The following is a 20,151-nucleotide window of genomic DNA, read 5'->3' as shown; positions in this document are numbered from 1 at the left end:
TGTATATTTATTGCGTAAACAACACGTTAGCGTTCATACCAAAAGACCGAGCAATTAGACAAATAAAACTTTAATTTTTAACATTTATATTTAAACAAAAGCAAGAAATGAGAAAACTATTTTTACTAATCACTTTAACGATTAGTTTGACAAGCTTTGGACAGGAAGTAACCAACGATTTGAGTAAAGTATTTAGAATAAATGCCTTAAACCCTGGACTAGAATTTGAGATGCCGATTTCAAATAAATCGACTATTGCAATAAATCCAGGAATTGGAATTCATGGTAGTTATATGCACCTTGAGTATGATTATTTGGTAAGTGGAGTAACATATTATATTTCGCCGTTTTTGGACTTGTCATACAAAAAGATTTACAATCGGACTAAAAGACAATCAAAAGGGAAAAATTTAAATTATAATTCAGGAAATTATTGGGGATTAAGACTCTTAACCAACTTCAAAGAAATTGAATCAAAAAATATTTACCGAATTGACGATATAAGTTTCGACTTTGGACCAACTTGGGGAATACAAAGAGCTTATGGAAAGATGCACCTACTTTTTGATATGGGACCTGTTTATTATTTCGACACAAAAGGTAACAGTGGATTTTTCCCAATTATGTTACAATTGAACCTTGGATTCAATGCAAAGAAATGGTAAACTATGACTGAAAAATAAAAGTACGAAACGCTAACATTTTGTATAGTGCATAGGGCGGATATGCTATATTTGAATCTTTTGCGCTTTCTTCAACTCCGCCGAAGCGCAGCTTCGACGGTTAGTCAAATTGTAGCTGTCAAACCTGCGCTTCGGCTACTTAGCGGTTTGACAGGAAAGTGCTTTCTGATGCCCTACGCACCATACAATTTACCGTTCTCCCGACATCGCCTTCGGCTCGTCGGGAGAACGGACGGAGGATTACATCCTGCATTCTACTCCTCGCCTAACGGCGACATCGTAGAACACAGGATTTGCGAGATTACAAGGGATAGTGGATATCCCCCCCCCGCAACCTCGCAAATCCTCCGTCCGTTATCGGTCAGTGTAAAAAAGCCGAACCGCAAATGGCACATTTGGTTTTTGCCGACACACGAGCCAACGCTCAAAAAACCAAAAGAGCCATTTTTTGCCAACGCACGGACAGACGAACAGACATAAAAAAGTAAATTTGACGAGAAAAAAAATAAATGGGATTAGACTTTTCAAAAATATTAGTAGTTGGTGTTTCTTCTAGAGCATTATTCAATCTTGAAGAAGAAGAAAGAATATTCAAAGAAAAAAATGTACGGGGTTTCCGTGAATATCAATTTGCCAATGAGGATAAATTACTTGAAAAAGGAACAGCCTTTCCATTAATAGAAGCACTGCTAAAACTGAATAAGCACGTTGACGCCAAATCACCAATTGTTGAAGTGGTTATTATGTCTAAAAATAGCCCTGAAACTGGTTTAAGGATTCTAAAATCCATTGAGCATTATGGATTACCTTTTACTCGATGGGCATTTTCAGCAGGTGAACCACTTGCACCATTTATAAAAGCATTCAATATTGACCTCTTTTTATCTAAAGACGAGAAAGACGTTCAGAAAATAATTGATTCGTCAAGTTGTGCAACAGCTCTAGTTTATGACCCTCCTGAGCATTTTACACCTGAAACAGACAGAGTTAAGTTTACCTTTGATGCAGATGCAGTAGTGTTTTCGGAAGAATCAGAAATCATTTATAAAACACAAAATATTGAAGCCTTTCATCAACACGAAAAAGAAAAAGAAAATGTACCATTAAATGATGGACCATTCGCTGCTTTATTAAGAAAGTTATCAGATATTCAAGATCAATTGCCAGTTGAAAAAGAATTATCTCCTTCTTAAAAATCTCATTTAAAATTCCCAACTCAAGTTAATAGTTTTCAAAGCGGAATTTCTCTTTATTTTCTTTTCATCTTCACTGTTTCTTGCACGTTTAACGTGTTGATTTACTTTTTATGGTGGCGTTTTTATATATATTAACATTACCACTCTTCCAAGGCATGGCAATTCCTTGTCATAAACCCTTTTACGACACGAAAGATGGCGATGGACGATTAAGTGAAAATCCGTCATCCGGTCATCGTTGTCGTTATTCGCTGCTCAAAATCACGCCACCCCGCTTTTCGGTAATACTCCTTAGGCATTTTTACCGTGACCTGCCTGCCGGATTTCACCACTTTACCCGGCACTCGGATAAACCATTCTCGGAAGGTAGAGTGCTCTTGGCGCCAAACCCAAAAGTCGCCCCGGTATCGCATGAGCACCGATAAACTGTAGGCAAATGACGAAAGTTGCCAAAGAATATCGTTTACCCAATCGAGTAGGATGCAAAGATAGGTAATTACTCCTAACTCTGCTATCCTCTCACACCACCCAACGTACGTCTCTCGTATTAGGCGGTTTCTTCAATGTTTAACCGTAATTGGCCGTTAAACTGTAAAGTCCCGTTTTCTTGAACCATTCAAGGTTCATTCCCTCGTGTGCAGCGTGGGTCATTGACAGTCTAAACCATCCCTTAGAACTTCCCGCCGTTGTCCAGCTCCGGTTCCAAGGAACGCCCAACTTGGTCAAGAACCTGGCTATGCCCAACGCCCGTTTGCATTGTTTTAAACGATAGCATCTTAATCTACGACGAAGCCAAGCTTCAAGGTTGCGAAGACGACTTTTCATCTTTGCGTGCTTGAAGTAGTTTAGCCAGCCTCGTAGAACGGGATTTAGCTCGCTTATTAACTGATCGAAGCTAATGCCCCTGTTGCGTTTGGTAAGCGATTTTAGTTTCGCCTTGAAGCGTTGTTCGCTCTTTCGGCTTAATCCTAAACTCCCGCCTTTTAAGATAGTATGGCCGAGATAATTGAGTTGATGAGGACGGACGATATGGCTCTTTTCCTTGTTTATTCTTAATCGCATCCGATTTTCGATAAACTTGGAGAGGCTTTGCATCGATCGCTCCGCGGCTGGTTCGCTTCCGACCATTATGATAATATCATCGGCGTAGCGTACAAAGCAGTGTCCTCTCCGCTCTAACTCCTTGTCCAGTTCGTCTAAGACGATATTCGACAACAGGGGTGATAGTGGGCTGCCTTGCGGTGTCCCTTTCACCCGTTGATTGGCCATCCCCCCGATTAGCATTCCTGCTCGAAGAAATTTACCTATCAACTTAAGTACGCGCTTGTCACCAACGCGAGTACTTAACTGCCAAAGCAATCGGTCGTGATTCACCTCGTCAAAGAATTTTGCCAAGTCTATGTCGATAACCCAATCCTTTCCTTCGGCCACGTATTCGCCCGCTTTACGTAATGCTTGATGAGCGTTACGCCGTGGACGAAAACCGTAGCTGTATTCGGAGAATATAGGGTCATAACGTTTCGACAGTACTTGGCTTATCGCTTGTTGTACCAAGCGATCTTTGACCGTGGGAATACCCAGTTGGCGTTTCCCGCCATCAGGCTTCGGGATTAATACCTCTTTAACTGCCGTAACTTGGTATGTGCCTGTCATTAACTGGCGTTGAAGTTCTCGGTGGTGGCTGTTAAGCCAATCTCTAAGTTCGTCAACGGTCATCCCGTCAATGCCCGCACTTCCCCTGTTACTGATTACTTGCCGCAATGCGGCATCAAGATTCTTTAAGTCCGTTATATCACTCATTAAATCTTGGGTTAAGGCTCGTTCCTCTTTGCAACCTGACAACCACTCGTCCCGTACCAAACCGCTTCCTGAACTGAATACGTCAGTCCCCTTCACCTTTTGGCCACGCTCCCATTCGTCAAAAAGACTCATCTGTAAGTTCCCGTGTTTACCTGGGTTCATAATGGTCGTTACAATTTACAAAATAACTGCTCCTTAATTGAAAATTCAGCCCTTCCCTGTATTGACGTTACTCAATATTTATAGCGGTACTATGGCCTCTGCTGACTTCTCTGCCCCTTTCGGGTTAGAGACCTCCTACGTTAAGTGCATTATCTTCCTGTTAATACTACTGCATTTACTACCCCGGGTTACGGACGGCTTTAGGGCGTCTGTGTTTATTGCCACATTACCCCCCGGGTAAGCCTTAGTATGCAGTTTCTGTTCGTTAGTACCAACTTTTGTTTTAGGCTTCTTTCAGGTTATACCTCGCGGTAACACCCTTGCCATCAACTAACGGTTCTCGCCAAAATAAGCCCGCTCGGGACTTTAACCCTATAGATAATGAACATGCATAGCAAACAAAATCATGCGTGATGGTTTTTCCCGCACAAAGCGAGTTTTTGGTTTGCTCGATCCAATTCTCACTCTCTGATCGGGATCCATAAAGGGTATGGAGCTGCAAGGCATCCAATCCTTTCAGGTTCGAGCAATAGCAAAAGTACTCATACTCGGGTACAAATTGTTTTTCGCCAAAATAATCGACTTCAACCATTTGCTTTATGATGCGCACGGCATAAAACATGCGGGGATTCCTCCAACCGCTACATTGATGTGTAAACTGACAGGTCGCCGTCCGTGGGCCAATCGGCTGCCAAGTCTGCCCGGCAAGTAAATCTTTCAGGTTTTTCAGCTTTACTTTCACCAAATATTCATGTTTACCGTCTTCTAACAAATTAAATAATCCACCATTGAAAAAACCGCTGTCGGCCCTGAAAAACACCTTCTCCACCTTTTGGGGAAGAGCGGCCAAGGTTTCTTTGACAAACTCACAAACTCCGTTTGAGGTGTAAGCTGAACCCGGGCGGAGCCATGAATTGACAAGCAGTTTCATCTCCGTGACAAAACATAAGATGGGGTGATAGCTTTTCGAACCCTTCTTATGCGAGTTATAACCCACCTCAGCCCCTTGTTGGTTGCCGTAAACGGTAAATGTGCTTGAGTCGCAATCAAGTGTCAAGCGGCTTAAACCGCAACGGGAAACTTGCATGCCTGTAAAACCCAACAACAGCTCGTGAAGCGAACGGGCGCCCCTTTCACCCAAACCTGTCAAATGGCGGCGTATGGTGTCCTCGTCAATGTTCTTGGGTAACTTCAACAAGCGGGCAACCAAGGCGTCAAAGGTGAAGTTTTCAATCCGCTTCAAACGGTGAACACCGCACAACGATGCCAACAGGATACTTGAGAGTATTTGGGCTGTGCTGAAACGGCTTGCATTGTGGCGGATGGTTGGGAAAAGATGTTCCAACCGACGATAAATGCCGCAATGGTTGATAAAATCAGAGGTTACGCTTAACCCTGAATATGACGTTAATTGTTCTGAACTGAACTCTTTCTTTACTGAACTGGCAGTAAATGAGATTTTTTTACTATTTTTGTATTGCATGTGTCGGGTGAGTGTTATTTTTTATTTAACACCTTAAAGATAAATACTTTATCTGACACATGCAACTTTTATTTGAGACTTTTAGGTCCTTTAAGAATTGCGATTGTTACAGCAAGAAATTCACCTAGTCATATGCGAGTAATAAAAACTTTGAGAAGTTGGAACGTTTACGTTGACGAAGCGTACTTTTTAGGAGGGTGGCCTAAGGCTCCAGTTCTTGAAGCTATTGGCACACACATATTTTTTGATGACCAAGACAGACATTTGGTGGATTCTCAAACTAAGGTACCTTGTGGAAAAGTGCTATACAAATCGGATTCAATCTTGAAAAATTTTGAAACAGAAATGATTGTAAACGCTAAAGACACAGAAAAAGTAGAAAATTAATGAGCCAAGTAAAATCCAAAAAACGAGTTACAGACCACGGTGAAGTGTTTACAAACGAACGTGAAGTAAACGCTATGCTCGATTTGGTAAAACACGAAACGGAACGCATTGACTCACGTTTCTTAGAACCTGCTTGCGGTAATGGCAATTTTTTAGCAGAAGTTTTGAGACGAAAATTAGCAGTGGTGGACAGCCGATACAGCAAAAGTCAAGTGGAATGGGAACGCTATGCTGTAATCGCTGTTTCAAGTATATACGGTGTGGATATTTTGGAAGATAATGCTCAGGAGTGTAGAGAGCGACTGTATAATATTTTTAACGAACGATATATTTCTTTATTCAAGGACAAATGTAAAGACGAATGCAGAAGGAGTGTTAAGTTTTTATTGAGCAGAAATATTCTGTGGGGCGATGCTTTGGACTTTACAAATCCAATAACCAAGGAGCCGATTATATTTTCGGAATGGAGTGCGGTAAATGGCTCTATGCTGAAACGCAGAGATTATATGTTTAAATTTTTAGTGGAAAAATCGCACCAATTTTCTTTGTTTAATGATGAAGGCAACGCAGCAGCCATTGACGAACCTGTAAAGGATTTTCCGCTTATTCATTTCTTAAAATTAGGAGAAGATGATACAAACGAACTATAACCCTGACGTACTCTCCTGTCTTGCCAATTTGAGCAATGACGAAGTATTTACGCCACCCGGTTTGGTGAATGATATTTTGGACTTGCTCCCTGCTGAGTTGTGGAGCAACCCAAACGCCAAATTTTTAGACCCTGTTTCTAAAAGTGGTGTGTTTTTGCGTGAAATGGCTAAGCGACTAATGCACGGTTTGGAAACCCAAATTCCCGACAAGCAGGAACGCATTAACCATATTTTTAGCAAACAACTCTATGGAATTGCCATTACCGAACTTACCAGCTTATTAAGCCGCAGAAGCGTGTATTGCTCCAAAACAGCCAATGGTAAATACTCTATATGCGAGACTTTTGATAATGAGCAAGGCAATATCTATTACGAACGTATGCAACACACCTGGCAAAACGGTAAATGCACCTATTGCGGAGCCAGCCAGGAAGTGTATGACCGAGAAGATGCTTTGGAAACCTACGCTTACAATTTTATTCACACAGACAAACCTGAAAAAATATTCAATATGAAATTTGACGTTATCGTTGGAAATCCACCTTATCAAATGAGTGATGGCGGTGGTCGTGATTCAGGTGCAATTTCACTTTATCACAAATTTATTGAACAAGCAAAGAAATTGAATCCAAGATATCTCTCAATGATTGTTCCTGCAAGATGGTACTCAGGCGGCAAAGGACTTGATGAATTTAGAGATGAAATGCTGAAAGATAAAAGATTAGCTCAAATTCACGATTTTCCAGAAACATCTGATTGTTTTCCTGGTCTAAATATTCGTGGTGGTGTGTGCTATTTTCTTTGGGACAGAGAGCACAAAGGGGATTGTACAATTACAAATTACAAAAATGGTACAATTCTGAGCACTTCAAAAAGACCGTTATTAGAGCCAAAGTCTGACGTCTTTGTAAGATACAATGAAGCAATTGACATACTTAGAAAAGTTAAGAAGTTCAATGAAAAGACATTTGATGAAACAGTGAGTGCAAGAAAGCCCTTTGGACTTGATTCCAATTTTTCAGGTTTCAAAAAGAGTAAAACGGATAAGCATAATATCTTGCTATACAGATTTGGAGATAACGGATTTGTGAGCGAAGAACAAGTGATAAAGAATAAGCATTGGGTAAATGAAATAAAAGTCTTGGTTTCCAAAGCCAGTCCGGGCGGAGACTCATATCCTCATCAAATAATTAGTAAACCAATTGTCGCTGATAAAATGTCTTGTTGTACTGAGACGTATCTAGTTGTTGGCATTTATAAAAACAAAAAAATTGCAGAGAATGTGGCAAAATATATGCACACACGTTTTTTCCGATTTATGATGTCATTAATCAAAAACACACAAAATATTTCTAGGGGTGTATTTGCTTTTGTACCAATCCAAGATTTCAACGAAGAATGGACTGATGAGAAATTATTTGCAAAATATGGCATCACAGCGAGTGAAATTAAGTTCATTGATACCTTAATAAGACCAATGGAATAAAATGAGTAAAAAAGAATTTTTTCCGCCCCGACCATTGTCTGAAGCAAGATTTTCAGGATTAACGGATTTACAAAATTATGGCAAAAATTAACGTAAAGGACAAGGAAATTTCAATTATCAGCATTGCGGAGACTGATTTTATATCGATTACAGATATTGCTAAGTATAAAAATCCAAACAACGCAGATGATGTGATCAAAAACTGGATGCGTAACCGCAACACCATTGAATTACTTGGGTTGTGGGAAACCATCCATAACCCGGATTTTAAACCCGTCGAATTCGACGGGTTTAGAAGAGAAGCGGGACTAAACAGTTTTGTTTTGACACCTAAAAAATGAATAGCCAAACAGCAGATGCAAATTTTGCAAGAATTAGAAAACAGAAAATTATTGAAATGAGTAAAAAAGCATTTTTCCCGGCACGCCCCAACACTAATCCAACTATTTACGCTTATGAGTTGGTAGGTGTGGACACGCACAAAGGTTTGCTAAAAATCGGCTATACCGACCGTGATGCACAAACACGTATCAAAGAGCAATTAGGCACGGCAGCCATTCCATACAAAATTGTATTTGAAGAATCGGCAATGAAGCGCGACGGCAGTTCCTTCATTGACCGGGATGTACATAGACATTTGCGTAAATTAGGATTTGCAAACCCTGAGGGAGAGTGGTTTCAATGTACTTTAAATGATTTACGCAGAGCGATGTGGGAAATCAAAACAGGAGAAAGAACAGAAGAAAACCGTGTGCATACATACAGTATGCGTCCGGAGCAGGAAGCAGCCGTAAATAAAACATTTATTTATTTCAAAAATTATAAGAAAGAAAATCCCAACAAACCACCTCATTTTCTATGGAATGCTAAGATGCGTTTTGGAAAAACCTTTACCACTTACCAGTTGGCTAAAAAAATGGGGTGGAAAAAATTGTTAGTGCTAACCTTCAAGCCTGCAGTAGAAAATGCTTGGAAAGAAGATCTATTGTCTCATGTGGACTTTAAAGGTTGGCAGTTTATATCCAAACAATCAGATGAACTTACGAGCGAAAATATAGATAACAATAAACCTTTGGTTTGTTTTGGTTCCTTCCAAGACTATTTGGGAACACAAAAAGATGGCAGTATTAAAGTTAAAAACGAGTGGGTTCATAAAACAGAATGGGACTGCATTGTATTTGATGAATACCATTTCGGGGCTTGGCGGGACAATGCGAAAGACCTTTTTGATAGAGACAGCGATGCTGAAAAAGAAATGGAAGAATTCAAAAAAATAGAAAAAGAAGGGTTTGCTGAAGATAAAAAAGCCGATGTATTAGAAGGTATACTGCCCATCAAAGCCAATCACTTTTTGTATTTATCCGGAACACCCTTTCGGGCGATAAATTCAGGTGAATTTATCGAAGAACAAATTTACAATTGGACCTATTCTGATGAGCAACGAGCTAAGGAAAACTGGGATGAATCCAAAGGACCGAATCCGTATGCGTCCTTGCCGAGAATGGTAATGCTCACGTATCAACTTCCAGACTCCATTCGCCAGATTGCAATGCAAGGCGAGTTTGACGGATTTGACTTGAATGTTTTCTTTTCGGCCGAAGGAGAAGGAAGAAATGCCCGATTCAAATACGAAGACGAAGTACAAAAATGGTTAGATTTAATCCGAGGCGCATTTAGCGAAACTACCGTTGACCATTTGAAAATGGGAGCCAAAAAACCGCCACTTCCTTTTTCACACGCACCATTGCTCAAAGTACTAAATCACACTTTTTGGTTTTTACCAACCGTTGCAGCCTGTAACGCAATGGCCAATCTATTGAAACAGAGACAGAATAAATTTTACCATGATTACAAAGTAGTAGTTGCAGCAGGAACGGAAGCAGGAATTGGCGTAGAAGCATTGCAACCAGTATTAGATGCAATGACAGACAATCCACTGGATTCTAAAACTATTACGCTCTCTTGTGGTAAATTGACTACAGGTGTTTCCGTAAAGCCGTGGACAGGTATCTTTATGTTGCGAAATTCTTCCAGTCCAGAAACGTATTTCCAAGCAGCATTCCGAGTACAAACACCGTGGGTTATTAAAAACCCAGACAGCAAATCGCCCAACAAAGAAGAAATACTGAAAGAAGAATGTTACGTTTTTGACTTTGCTCCCGACCGTGCATTAAGGCAAATTGCCGATTACAGTTGCCGACTTAATGTAAACGAATCAAACCCCGAAGCAAAAGTTGCTGAGTTTATCAACTTCCTACCAGTATTGGCTTATGACGGCAGTTCAATGAAGCAAGTGGATGCAGTGGGAATTTTAGATATGGCAATGAGTGGCACAACCGCAACGCTTTTAGCAAGACGATGGGAAAGTGCCTTACTCGTAAATGTGGACAATAACACCCTTGCCCGATTGATGGCAAACGAAGAGGCAATGAAAGCTTTAATGAACATTGAAGGTTTCAGGAATTTGAATCAGGACATTGAAACTATTATCAATAAATCAGAAGCAGTTAAAAAAGCAAAGAAAGAAGCCAACGACCGAGAACTGACCAAGAAAGAGAAAAAAGAACTTTCAGACGAAGAAAAAGAGTACAAGAGCCTAAGAAAGCAAATCCAAGAAAAGCTAATCAAGTTCGCTACTCGTGTACCTGTGTTTATGTATCTGACAGACTACCGAGAACGAAGTTTGAGAGACGTAATCACACAATTAGAGCCTGGGCTTTTCAAGAAAGTAACAGGTTTGTCAGTGAAAGACTTTGAATTATTGGTAAGCCTTGGCGTGTTCAACTCTGCTTTAATGAATGATGCTGTTTACAAATTCAAACGGTATGAAGACGCAAGTTTGGAATATATTGGAATCAATAAGCACGAAGGACAAGACGTAGGTTTGTACGACACTGTTTTGAGCAGAAAAGATTATGAAGAAAGTTTTGTAAACGAACCAGAATAGACAAATGCCAACGCTCAACAGCCACACACATTGCCAAGCCGCACAAGCCCACGCTACAACCCAAGCTTGGCAATGTGTGTGTCTGTCCAACCGCACCACCAAAACGACCGACAAACCAACGGACGAAGAAGAACACCGAACCGATAACAGGCGTTTGGCTCAATGGCGGGTGACGTGGTTAATTGAACATTCTACCTCGCATCAACTTTTGTGGTGTATTGACAGTTTTGAGCTCCGAAATCCGCCACTACGCCAAGCGCCAAAACGTTCTCCCGACATCGCCTTCGGCTCGTCGGGAGAACGGACGGAGGATTACATCCTGCATTCTACTCCTCGCCTAACGGCGACATCGTAGAACACAGGATTTGCGAGATTACAAGGGATAGTGGATATCCCCCCCCCCGCAACCTCGCAAATCCTCCGTCCGTTACCTGCTATGTTAAAAACGACAGTGCATAAAGACAACGACACGTTTTGACGGACTGACAATTTAACTTTGCGGGGAAACGGGGTGTATATATTAGTGTAAAAGTACCCCACATTTCAATCGAAAAGTATACCACTTACAAACTTGAACGGAACAACTTCGTTCATAAAGAATGATAAGTATGTATACAAAACAGGAGATTATAATTAGCAGCTTCCGCGATGGAAAAAGTCAGCGTCAAATAGCCCGTGATTTGCAAATTAGTCGCAAAACAATCAGGAAGTACCTGCAGGAACACGAAAAGGCATTGCAATCGGCAGTCTGTAAAGAAACAGCGCAATCGTGTAATCTATCCAGTGAACCGGTCTATAAAATGGCTACACCTCGTCTGAGGCTCAAATTAACACGCGAGGTGGAAACTGTCATCGATGAATTACTTGAAGACAACGAGCGTAAGCGTGGGCAAGGCCTGCGCAAGCAGATGCTAAAGAAAAAGGACATCCTTGAGGAACTTCACCGGCGAGGGTTTGACATTGGCTATACCACGGTTTGTAATCATATTGCGCGCAGGGAGAACCGGGTAGTAACCAAAGAAGCATTTATTCGCCAGGTTTATCAGGCCGGGGAAACCTGTGAGTTTGACTGGGGTGAGATCAAACTCTGCATTGCAGGGAAACGCAGGTCATTGCAACTTGCTGTTTTTACCTCCGCCTTCAGCAATTACCGCTATGCTTTTATTTACGAGCGGCAGGATACCCTGGCTTTCATGGAATCTCACGTGCGTTTTTTTAAAACCATTGGTGGCGTCTACCGTGAGATGGTTTACGATAATATGCGTGTTGCGGTAGCCAGGTTTGTCGGGCCGCATGAAAAGGAGCCCACCCGGTCACTGCTCCAGCTTCGGGGGCACTATCAGTTCAGGCATCGCTTTTGCAACATATGCCGTGGAAACGAAAAAGGTCACGTGGAACGGAGCGTGGAGTATGTCCGCCGTAAAGCGTTCGCCCCCAAGGATGCCTTTGCGGACATCCTGGAGGCCCAACAGTGGCTTGATGCAACGCTTAAAAGGCTCAATGCGGGGAAGCAGCAGGGAACAGGCAAGAGCGCCGACGAACTGTTCTCTCAGGAGAAGAACCTTTTGGGCAAGCATCCGGCCATGGAGCTTGTCTGCAGTGAACAGGTGCAGTTGCGGGTGGATAAATATGCCACCATCAGCTATCGCACCAACCGCTACTCGGTTCCCGATCACCTGGTGGGAGAGTTTGTCGATGTGAGTGTCCGCAGCCGCGAGTTGCAGGTGTACGTGCAAAACAAACGGGTGGCCGTTCATGTACGTAGTTACGAAAAACACTCCTGGAATGTGGAGATAGAGCATTACCTGTCAACATTCAAGAAGAAACCGGGCGCCCTGGCTGGTAGCCTGGCACTTGCCGGCAGCCATTACCTTAAAGGGCTGTACATGGATTATTTCCAAAGCGAACCCCGTGAATTTATCGACCTGCTCACATACTGCCGCGGGCAAATGGTGAGCCGTGAGAGACTCGAGGAATCCCTTAAGCGATTACTGGACACCGGCTGCCAGGGAATCAGCGTGGAAAAGCTTCGGGCCCTGCTGGGAAATAAACCCCGTGTAAACCCAACCTGGGAGCCGGAAGATACGATAAGTATCAAGGCCAAAGAACAACTTGCCGGCATCGCCGGGCTAATGCAAAAAACAAACTATGATGGACACTATCAACAGGCAAATAACAGCATACAGTAAAGAGCTCCGACTGCCTGTTTTCAGGCGTGATTACAAGGAACTGGCAACAGAAGCGGCCCGACAGGGGCTTGATTATGAAGCGTACCTGGTAATGCTCATGGAACGTGAATATGAACTCAGGCTTGAGAACCGGAAGAAAGCGCAAATAAGGAATGCCCGGTTCCCGTCTAAAATGTATCTTTCCGACCTTGAGCGTGACCAGTTACCTCCGGGTGCCAGGGAGAAACTCCCTTTACTGGAAAGACTGGACTTCATCCCGGCGGCCCGGAACGTGATCCTCTCCGGCAACCCGGGTACGGGCAAAACACACATCGCCATAGGGTTGGGGCTTAAGGCTTGCATGCAGGGGTATAAAGTGTTGTTCACCACAGTACACCGCTTGTTGACACAGTTACGTGAATCCCACTCCGGGCGCACACTGAAACAGGTAGAAGCCCAGTTTGAAAAATATGACCTGGTCATATGCGATGAGTTTGGATATGTATCCTTTGACAAGCAAGGCTCTGAACTGTTGTTTAACCATCTCTCCTTAAGAACGGGCAGGAAATCGACCATCATTACCACGAACCTCGGCTTTGACCGGTGGGAAGAGATCTTTGGTGACCCCGTCCTTACAGCGGCACTGGTAGACAGGGTAACCCATAAGGCATATCTTGTAAATATGTCCGGAGACTCATACCGGCTGAAAGAAACAGAAAAAATGATGAATGGAAAATGAAAATAACAGTCAGAATAAGAACGCCCGTTTCCCTGTTGGGGGCGGTACCGCCCCCAACAGGGAAACGGACTTGGAGATTAAATTAAAATGGTATACTTTTGGATTGAAATACTGGTATACTTTTGGGGTGAAATAAACAAACGGGGAAGCTGAAAACCGATTAGAGTAAGCACTAACAATTAAAACCATAAAATATGGGACAAATGATTAACAGGGGCAAAGAAATAATCCGTATAAGCCCCAAACAACAAAACAAACTTGAGTATTCCACCAATGACGGTAGGACTTGGAACACTCGTTATTCAGGCAGTTCTTATGGAGACTTCCAAGACTTGACAGACAATGGTAAAGAAATTTTGGGTCAAACAACAAAAGGTCTTTACTACTCTACAAATGACGGAAGAACTTGGAATAAGAGAAGCTAAAAGACATTATGTAAAAGCGGTGCAAGCACCGCTTTTACATTCGTCACTGACTTTACAAATAACTTTAAAAAGCACAAAATGAATTATTGGCTTCATAGAATTTCCCACGTAGCAGAGTTGTCTTATCCATTGTTAGACAAGGGATACCTAACAATTGGATTTTCAGATTTTACAAATAGTGAATTAATTGACAAGGTTTTAGCAAACGATTGGAATTATTTCAATGGACAGTTTCAAGAAATGTGGGGAACAGTTCCAAGAACAAGGCATAACCTTTGGAATTTTCTGAAAATGTCAAAAGGCGACATTGTAATAATCCCAAGTTGGGGCACTTTTTTTGTGTGTGAAATTACGGACGACAGACCTTTGTTAATAGGGGAGACTTTTTCAGAAGGACTTAAATCTTGGGGGGGCAAATCTGTTTCTACAAATGGAACGCACTTAATTTCTGAAAATGGAAAAGCATACGATTTAGGTTTTGCAAGACAAGTAAAAGTCCTTTATAGACAGATTTCAAGAGACAAGTTTGCAGATGCCAAGCTTACTTCAAGAATGAAAATAAGACAAACCAATGCCTCAATAAATGACTTGAAAACCAGTATTGAAAAAAGTATAGAAAATTACAAAGTCAATAAGCCAATTCATTTACACTCAATAATTATCGACAAAACTGCAAATCTTGTTTTAGATGCAATTAAAAATGAATTGAACCCAGACAAATTTGAGAAATTGGTTAAAACTTATTTTAAGACAATTGGAGCAAATGAAGTCTCTATCCCTGCAAAAAATGAGAGTAACAAAGAAGGTGATGCAGACATTGTAGCTGTTTTTGAAAATATAAAATTGATTATTTACACCCAAGCCAAATTTCAAAAAGGACAAATCAGTGAATGGGGAACAACTCAAATTTTAGATTATAAGACAAACAAAGAAAGTATAGATGATGGCTACAATAAAGTCGCTTGGGTTATAACGACAGCTAACACCTTCAATGAAAAGGCAGAAAATCTTGCCAAGGAAAATGAAATTCAACTAATAAATGGACTTGAATTTTCCAAAATGTTGTTGAATGTTGGGATTAACTTATTGAATACGAACCTATAATGACAAGAAACACAGCAGGTAACAGGCGTTTGGCTCAATGGCGGGTGACGTGGTTAATTGAACATTCTACCTCGCATCAACTTTTGTGGTGTATTGACAGTTTTGTGCTCCGAAATCCGCCACTGCGCCAAGCGCCAAAACGTTCTCCCGACATCGCCTTCGGCTCGTCGGGAGAACGGACGGAGGATTACATCCTGCATTCTACTCCTCGCCTAACGGCGACATCGTAGAACACAGGATTTGCGAGATTACAAGGGATAGTGGATATCCCCCCCCCCCCCGCAACCTCGCAAATCCTCCGCCCGTTGTGCGTCATGCTATAACGACACAGCTATCATCAAAATTGATTAAGTAAAAATGGCATCAACAACTCCAAATAAAAGAGCGATTGTAGATTTCCTTTGGGAATGGACAGAGAATCATGATGACTGGAGCAAACTTCTTATCAGCAAAATTGTAGCGACAGAAAACCCCCTTTCAACTGCTGACAGAGAAACAGTTTTCAATTACTTTCTCCAATCAATAAATCTTCATTCAGGTTTGCCTGCTTTGACAGTTTCTAAACCAACTTACACACCAACAACAAAGACGATTGAACTTGATTCACTTTCTGCAATTACTGGAGTAAACCGACTTGCAAAAAATCAAACTTTGAACTTTGCCAAGAACATCACAGTAATATATGGAGAAAACGGAACAGGGAAAACTGGTTACAGTAGAATTCTGAAAGCTCTTGGTTTCAGTTACGACAACAATAAAACAATTCTTTCAAATGTATATGCGGAAGCAGAGCCACAGTCAGCAACGATTAATTTCAAATCAAATGGCACTCCTAAAACTTTTATATGGAATGGTGCAAACAACGATTCCGAACTTGAAAACATTTCTGTTTTCAATAGTAATTGTGTCCAGTTCTCTATAAGCGACAGAAGTTTAATTGTTTCTCCAATTGGTTTTCATTTATTCCATCTTGTAAGTGATGAATTGAATGCTCTCTCTCAATTGTTGCAAAGAAAAATTGCTTCACATCCAACAACTTTGCTTTGGCTTGACAACCTGACACTAGGAACACCACAGCACACTTTTATTGAAACACTTTCAGCAACATCATCAGAACAAAAACTAACCGAACTCTCTGACTTCACACCTGCTCATGAAGATGCACTTACAGTAAAGGAAGCCGAACTTACATCTTTAAATAAGGCGTTTCTTCAATCTCAGATTCAAACATTGAGAAATCAAATTTCAGAAATTGATTCTATCCTTGTAAATATTGAGTCTGCTAAAACAAAACTCAATTATGCTAATTGGCAAGCACTTCTATCAATCAACAATGAAATTTTCTATTTAGAAAGCAAAACGCAAAAAGGATTAAAAGACTTAGCCGAAGAAAGAGGAATTGAATTTTATCAAACACCCGAGTTCAATTACTTTATTAGGGCAGCAGAGAGTTACATCAAAATAATTGACAAACCCGATTATCCAAAAGAAGACGACACTTGTATTTATTGTTTGCAACCGCTTGATGATTCAGCTAAAGAATTATTAAAAAGTTACAGGACACTTCTAAACGATAAGACACAAGAAAACCTTACAGAATTAAAAAAGAAAAAGAGAGAATTGATTGAACTTGTGAAACAAGTAGATACCAACCTTACTTTCCACCAACACACTTTCGGTACAGATGAAAACCAATCACCAGTTCAGCCGAAAGAAATTACCGACTACAATACCAATCTGGGCGCATTAAAAACAGCATTCATAACAGATGCAATTGTACAGGGTTCAACTTTTACTTATGATTATCAAACTATAATTACTTATTTAACTGTTAAGCGAAAAGAACTTAATGAATCTTTAACTAAAAAGTCAGAAGTACTTGCAAACCTTGAGACACGGGAAACAACTCTGAATAAAGAAATTGCTGAATTGAAAGACAGAAAATATCTTTCAGGAAAAGTAGCAGAAGTAAAAACTGCAATTGCAAATCACAAGATTGTAAAGACGCTAAATGCCAATTCATCCAGTTTCAATACAAACTCAATTAGCCGTAAAACTTCATCTGCAAGAGAAGAATTAGTCAGACAGGATTTTGAAGACATCTTCAAAAAAGAATTGACAGCTTTGAGAAAAGCAAACATAAAAATTGATTTGAGTTTTGGAACTGACCGAGGTAGTTCAAAAGTTTTTCAAAACATAAACCGTCATGCTTTGGCAGATATTTTAACCCACATTGCAGCACGATTATAAATAGAAGTTAAACTTACCCTCTATTTACGTTAAATCCGCTTGTTTTACGTCTGTTTGCTGACCATAAATTTTTGTATCAGGCTGATATTCAATGTCGGTTTATTTTAAAACACGAATGTAGTCCCCCATTTGATGTTGAAAAAACCGTTACCCTTGATTACTTTTGCGTTGTATGTTTTTCAAGACAAGCATAAAGCAAAAGGATGGGGGCCATGAGTATACCCATTACCGGTTGTGTGAGAGCTACCGGGAAGGCCGCTTCATCCGTAATCGCACGCTGCTCTCTTTGGGTGACCTGGAATCAGTTCTTCCACCTGAAAAGATTCCCTTTCTCTGTCAACGCATCAACCAGGTTTACCTCGAGGGCAAAACATTCATCATCTCTTCACTTCGCGATGACAAGGTGGAAGCCCTGTGCACGAAATACGTGGGACTACTCCATGAAGCGCAGAAAATAGAAAAGGCAAAAAAGAAGGCAGCCGGTATCGAGCAGGTGTACATTGACAGGACAACGAACAGTGATATCCGGGAGGTTGGTGGCGAATGGCTCTGCCTTCAAGCTTGCCGCCAATTGCTCCTGCCAGAGTATTTTGAGACTTTCGGCTGGGAGAAACAAGATATCGCCCTTGCTTTAACACAGATCATCGCCCGGGCTGTTTACCCCGCATCGGAGTTTAAAACCAGCCGTTGGTTGAAGGAGAACTCGGCGCTTTGTGAACTAACCGGTGTTGATCCTTCGGCCATCACCAAGGATAAGCTTTACCAGATGGCTCACCGGCTTTATGATGAGAAGGATGGCCTGGAACGTCATTTTTCCAACCGTACGAACGATCTTTTTTCCTTGGATGACAAGATCATTATCTATGATTTGACAAATACCTACTTCGAGGGAGCTATGCGAGAGAGCCGGATAGCGAAGTTCGGGCGCAGCAAGGAAAAGCGTAACGATGCCAGACAGGTGGTGTTGGCTGTGGTGGTCAACCCGGAAGGTTTCCTGAAGGAGTCACAAATCTTTGAAGGCAACATGACTGATCCTGAAAGCCTGCGACATGTTCTTGACAAGATGAAATCCCATCGGGGGAGATCCGATAAAAAGCAGGTGGTGGTCATGGATGCCGGCATCGCCACGAATGATAACCTGAAGATATTGAAAGAGGAATCCTTCGACTACATCTGTGTCTCACGGGGTAAACTCAAAGAATACCGTGCAACAAGCCTTTCCCCTGTGGAAATACGGGATAAATCCAACCAGCTCATCGAGATCAGTCAGGTAGAAGTGGATGGCGAAAGTGACAGCTTCTACAAGGTGAAGAGCTATAGCAAGGGTCTCAAGGAAGCGTCCATGGAAAACCGTTTCACGCGGGCCTTTGAATGTGGACTGAGCCAGGCAGCCGAAGCCCTGAAAAAGAAAGGAGGCACCAAAAAGCTTGAAAAGGTGTGGGAACGCATCGGCCGGCTAAAGGAAAAATACCCTTCGGTACACCGCCTGTATCAGATCCATGTGGAGCCCGACGAAAGGGGGATTCATGCCACATCCATATCCTGGGAGAGAATCGAGGCAAAGAGCGAATCAAGACATGGGGAATACTTCTTGCGTACTTCCCTGTCGGTACATGGAGAGGAGATCACCTGGCTGATTTACAACACTATAAGAGAAGTAGAGTCGACGTTTCGTTGCCTGAAGACTGATCTGAACCTGCGTCCCGTGTTTCATAAAACGGATGAGGCGACAATGGCTCATCTTCACCTCGGGCTGTTGGCCTACCAGCTGGTAAGCACGATCCGTTTCAAACTGAAACAATTTGGGATTACCCATGAGTGGAGAGAGATTGTCCGGATCATGAACACGCAGAAAATGGTGACAACGCACATGGTAAATACCGATGAAGAGTGTGTGTCGATTAGAAAATGTTCACTCCCTGAATCCAAAGTAAGAATCATATATAAGGTGTTGGGATACGATGAAAAACCATTTATCAGGAAAAAATCTGTAGTCCCCCAATTGAACCTTGAAAAAAATATATACGCAGGGATACAGGGAATTAGCTCCGGTTAGCTGCAATGTGGGTTAAAATAGGACGGGGTTTACCGAATGCTTACATAGAACCGGAGTCAGTGTTCGGCCAAACTAAATCCAACAAGCACTACAATAGGTTCAGACACTTTAACAAAGACAAGGTTTTGATGGACTTTGCAATCTTCGCTATCGCGTTTAACCTCGGAAAACTACACTTGAAGGGATTAGCCGATAAAGAAATACTCTATTTTTTGGAGAAATATGGGCAAAAAGGAGATATTATTCTGTTTTTTATAAAAATAGAGATCAACTCTAAAAGTTTCTCATCAATTAATAACAACAATCAGAAAATAGCAGCATAAAAAATAATCGAGTAGGATGCAAAGATAGGTAATTACTCCTAACTCTGCTATCCTCTCACACCACCCAACGTACGTCTCTCGTATTAGGCGGTTTCTTCAATGTTTAACCGTAATTGGCCGTTAAACTGTAAAGTCCCGTTTTCTTGAACCATTCAAGGTTCATTCCCTCGTGTGCAGCGTGGGTCATTGACAGTCTAAACCATCCCTTAGAACTTCCCGCCGTTGTCCAGCTCCGGTTCCAAGGAACGCCCAACTTGGTCAAGAACCTGGCTATGCCCAACGCCCGTTTGCA

The 20,151-nt window shown here is 41.6% G+C and carries 16 protein-coding genes and 2 pseudogenes (1 of these 18 only partly in view); 14 read left to right on the top strand and 4 right to left on the bottom strand.

Features of this window, described 5'->3' with window-relative positions:
* Positions 1–107: 107 nt before the first annotated feature.
* The gene (locus tag ING2E5A_RS02770; protein WP_071135803.1) at positions 108–665 is read left to right on the top strand and encodes a hypothetical protein; all 558 of its coding nucleotides are present in this window, start codon (positions 108–110) and stop codon (positions 663–665) included.
* 527 nt (positions 666–1,192) lie between these two features.
* The gene (locus ING2E5A_RS02765) at positions 1,193–1,876 is read left to right on the top strand and encodes a 5'-nucleotidase (RefSeq protein WP_083373159.1); all 684 of its coding nucleotides are present in this window, start codon (positions 1,193–1,195) and stop codon (positions 1,874–1,876) included.
* A 227-nt stretch (positions 1,877–2,103) separates the two neighbouring features.
* On the opposite strand, the gene ING2E5A_RS02760 is transcribed toward ING2E5A_RS02765, so the two are convergent.
* The 3 genes from ING2E5A_RS02760 to ING2E5A_RS02750 all read right to left on the bottom strand — a co-directional run bounded on the left by ING2E5A_RS02760 (position 2,104) and on the right by ING2E5A_RS02750 (position 5,324).
* The gene (locus tag ING2E5A_RS02760; protein WP_071136088.1) at positions 2,104–2,292 is read right to left on the bottom strand and encodes a hypothetical protein; all 189 of its coding nucleotides are present in this window, start codon (positions 2,290–2,292) and stop codon (positions 2,104–2,106) included.
* Between the two features lie 154 nt (positions 2,293–2,446).
* Positions 2,447–3,841, bottom strand: coding sequence for a group II intron reverse transcriptase/maturase (ltrA, locus tag ING2E5A_RS02755; RefSeq protein ID WP_154669989.1), 1,395 nt, complete (start codon positions 3,839–3,841; stop codon positions 2,447–2,449).
* Between the two features lie 283 nt (positions 3,842–4,124).
* Entirely contained in the window at positions 4,125–5,324 is a 1,200-nt protein-coding gene (locus tag ING2E5A_RS02750; RefSeq protein WP_083373158.1) for an IS1380 family transposase, read from the bottom strand.
* Positions 5,325–5,396: 72 nt separating this feature from the next.
* On the opposite strand from ING2E5A_RS02750, the gene ING2E5A_RS02745 reads away from it, so the two are divergent.
* The 12 genes and pseudogenes from ING2E5A_RS02745 to ING2E5A_RS15880 all read left to right on the top strand — a co-directional run.
* Positions 5,397–5,711 (top strand): 5'-nucleotidase, encoded by a 315-nt coding sequence (locus tag ING2E5A_RS02745; RefSeq protein ID WP_197678514.1) that lies wholly within the window; start codon positions 5,397–5,399, stop codon positions 5,709–5,711.
* Positions 5,711–6,361, top strand: a complete 651-nt coding sequence (locus tag ING2E5A_RS02740) for a restriction endonuclease subunit M (RefSeq protein WP_071136085.1) — start codon at positions 5,711–5,713, stop codon at positions 6,359–6,361. Before ING2E5A_RS02745 ends, ING2E5A_RS02740 begins: the two co-directional genes overlap by 1 nt.
* Entirely contained in the window at positions 6,342–7,847 is a 1,506-nt protein-coding gene (locus tag ING2E5A_RS02735) for an Eco57I restriction-modification methylase domain-containing protein (RefSeq protein WP_071136084.1), read from the top strand. Before ING2E5A_RS02740 ends, ING2E5A_RS02735 begins: the two co-directional genes overlap by 20 nt.
* A 77-nt stretch (positions 7,848–7,924) precedes the next feature.
* Positions 7,925–8,185, top strand: a pseudogene (locus ING2E5A_RS02730) (KilA-N domain-containing protein); the annotation flags it as partial.
* Positions 8,185–10,794: a GIY-YIG nuclease family protein gene (locus tag ING2E5A_RS02725; protein WP_231960425.1), complete on the top strand. Its 2,610-nt coding sequence runs from the start codon at positions 8,185–8,187 to the stop codon at positions 10,792–10,794. The pseudogene ING2E5A_RS02730 and the gene ING2E5A_RS02725, both read left to right, overlap by 1 nt.
* A gap of 608 nt (positions 10,795–11,402) precedes the next feature.
* Positions 11,403–12,983 (top strand): IS21 family transposase, encoded by a 1,581-nt coding sequence (gene istA, locus ING2E5A_RS02720; RefSeq protein ID WP_161941936.1) that lies wholly within the window; start codon positions 11,403–11,405, stop codon positions 12,981–12,983.
* Positions 12,946–13,701 (top strand): IS21-like element helper ATPase IstB, encoded by a 756-nt coding sequence (gene istB / locus ING2E5A_RS02715; RefSeq protein ID WP_071138159.1) that lies wholly within the window; start codon positions 12,946–12,948, stop codon positions 13,699–13,701. Before istA ends, istB begins: the two co-directional genes overlap by 38 nt.
* A 194-nt stretch (positions 13,702–13,895) precedes the next feature.
* The gene (locus tag ING2E5A_RS14945; protein ID WP_083373156.1) at positions 13,896–14,126 is read left to right on the top strand and encodes a beta propeller repeat protein; all 231 of its coding nucleotides are present in this window, start codon (positions 13,896–13,898) and stop codon (positions 14,124–14,126) included.
* Between the two features lie 78 nt (positions 14,127–14,204).
* Positions 14,205–15,230: a restriction endonuclease gene (locus tag ING2E5A_RS02710; RefSeq protein ID WP_083373155.1), complete on the top strand. Its 1,026-nt coding sequence runs from the start codon at positions 14,205–14,207 to the stop codon at positions 15,228–15,230.
* A 357-nt stretch (positions 15,231–15,587) separates the two neighbouring features.
* Entirely contained in the window at positions 15,588–17,480 is a 1,893-nt protein-coding gene (locus tag ING2E5A_RS02705; protein ID WP_071136080.1) for an AAA family ATPase, read from the top strand.
* A gap of 172 nt (positions 17,481–17,652) precedes the next feature.
* Positions 17,653–19,536 carry an IS1634 family transposase gene (locus tag ING2E5A_RS15655; protein WP_071136079.1) on the top strand — a complete coding sequence of 628 codons (1,884 nt, stop codon included), beginning with the start codon at positions 17,653–17,655 and terminating at the stop codon, positions 19,534–19,536.
* A 44-nt stretch (positions 19,537–19,580) separates the two neighbouring features.
* A pseudogene (locus ING2E5A_RS15880) lies at positions 19,581–19,859 on the top strand (transposase); the annotation flags it as partial.
* Between the two features lie 103 nt (positions 19,860–19,962).
* On the opposite strand, the gene ltrA (ING2E5A_RS02690) reads toward ING2E5A_RS15880, so the two are convergent.
* Positions 19,963–20,151: the final stretch of a group II intron reverse transcriptase/maturase gene (ltrA, locus tag ING2E5A_RS02690; protein ID WP_154669989.1), read on the bottom strand. It continues 1,206 nt past the right edge of the window; the window shows 189 of its 1,395 coding nt (coding positions 1,207–1,395); the start codon falls outside the window, past its right edge; the stop codon is at positions 19,963–19,965.

Origin of the sequence: Petrimonas mucosa, assembly GCF_900095795.1 — a bacterium.
GTDB lineage: Bacteria > Bacteroidota > Bacteroidia > Bacteroidales > Dysgonomonadaceae > Petrimonas > Petrimonas mucosa.
This window is presented reverse-complemented; position numbering and strand designations above follow the sequence as displayed.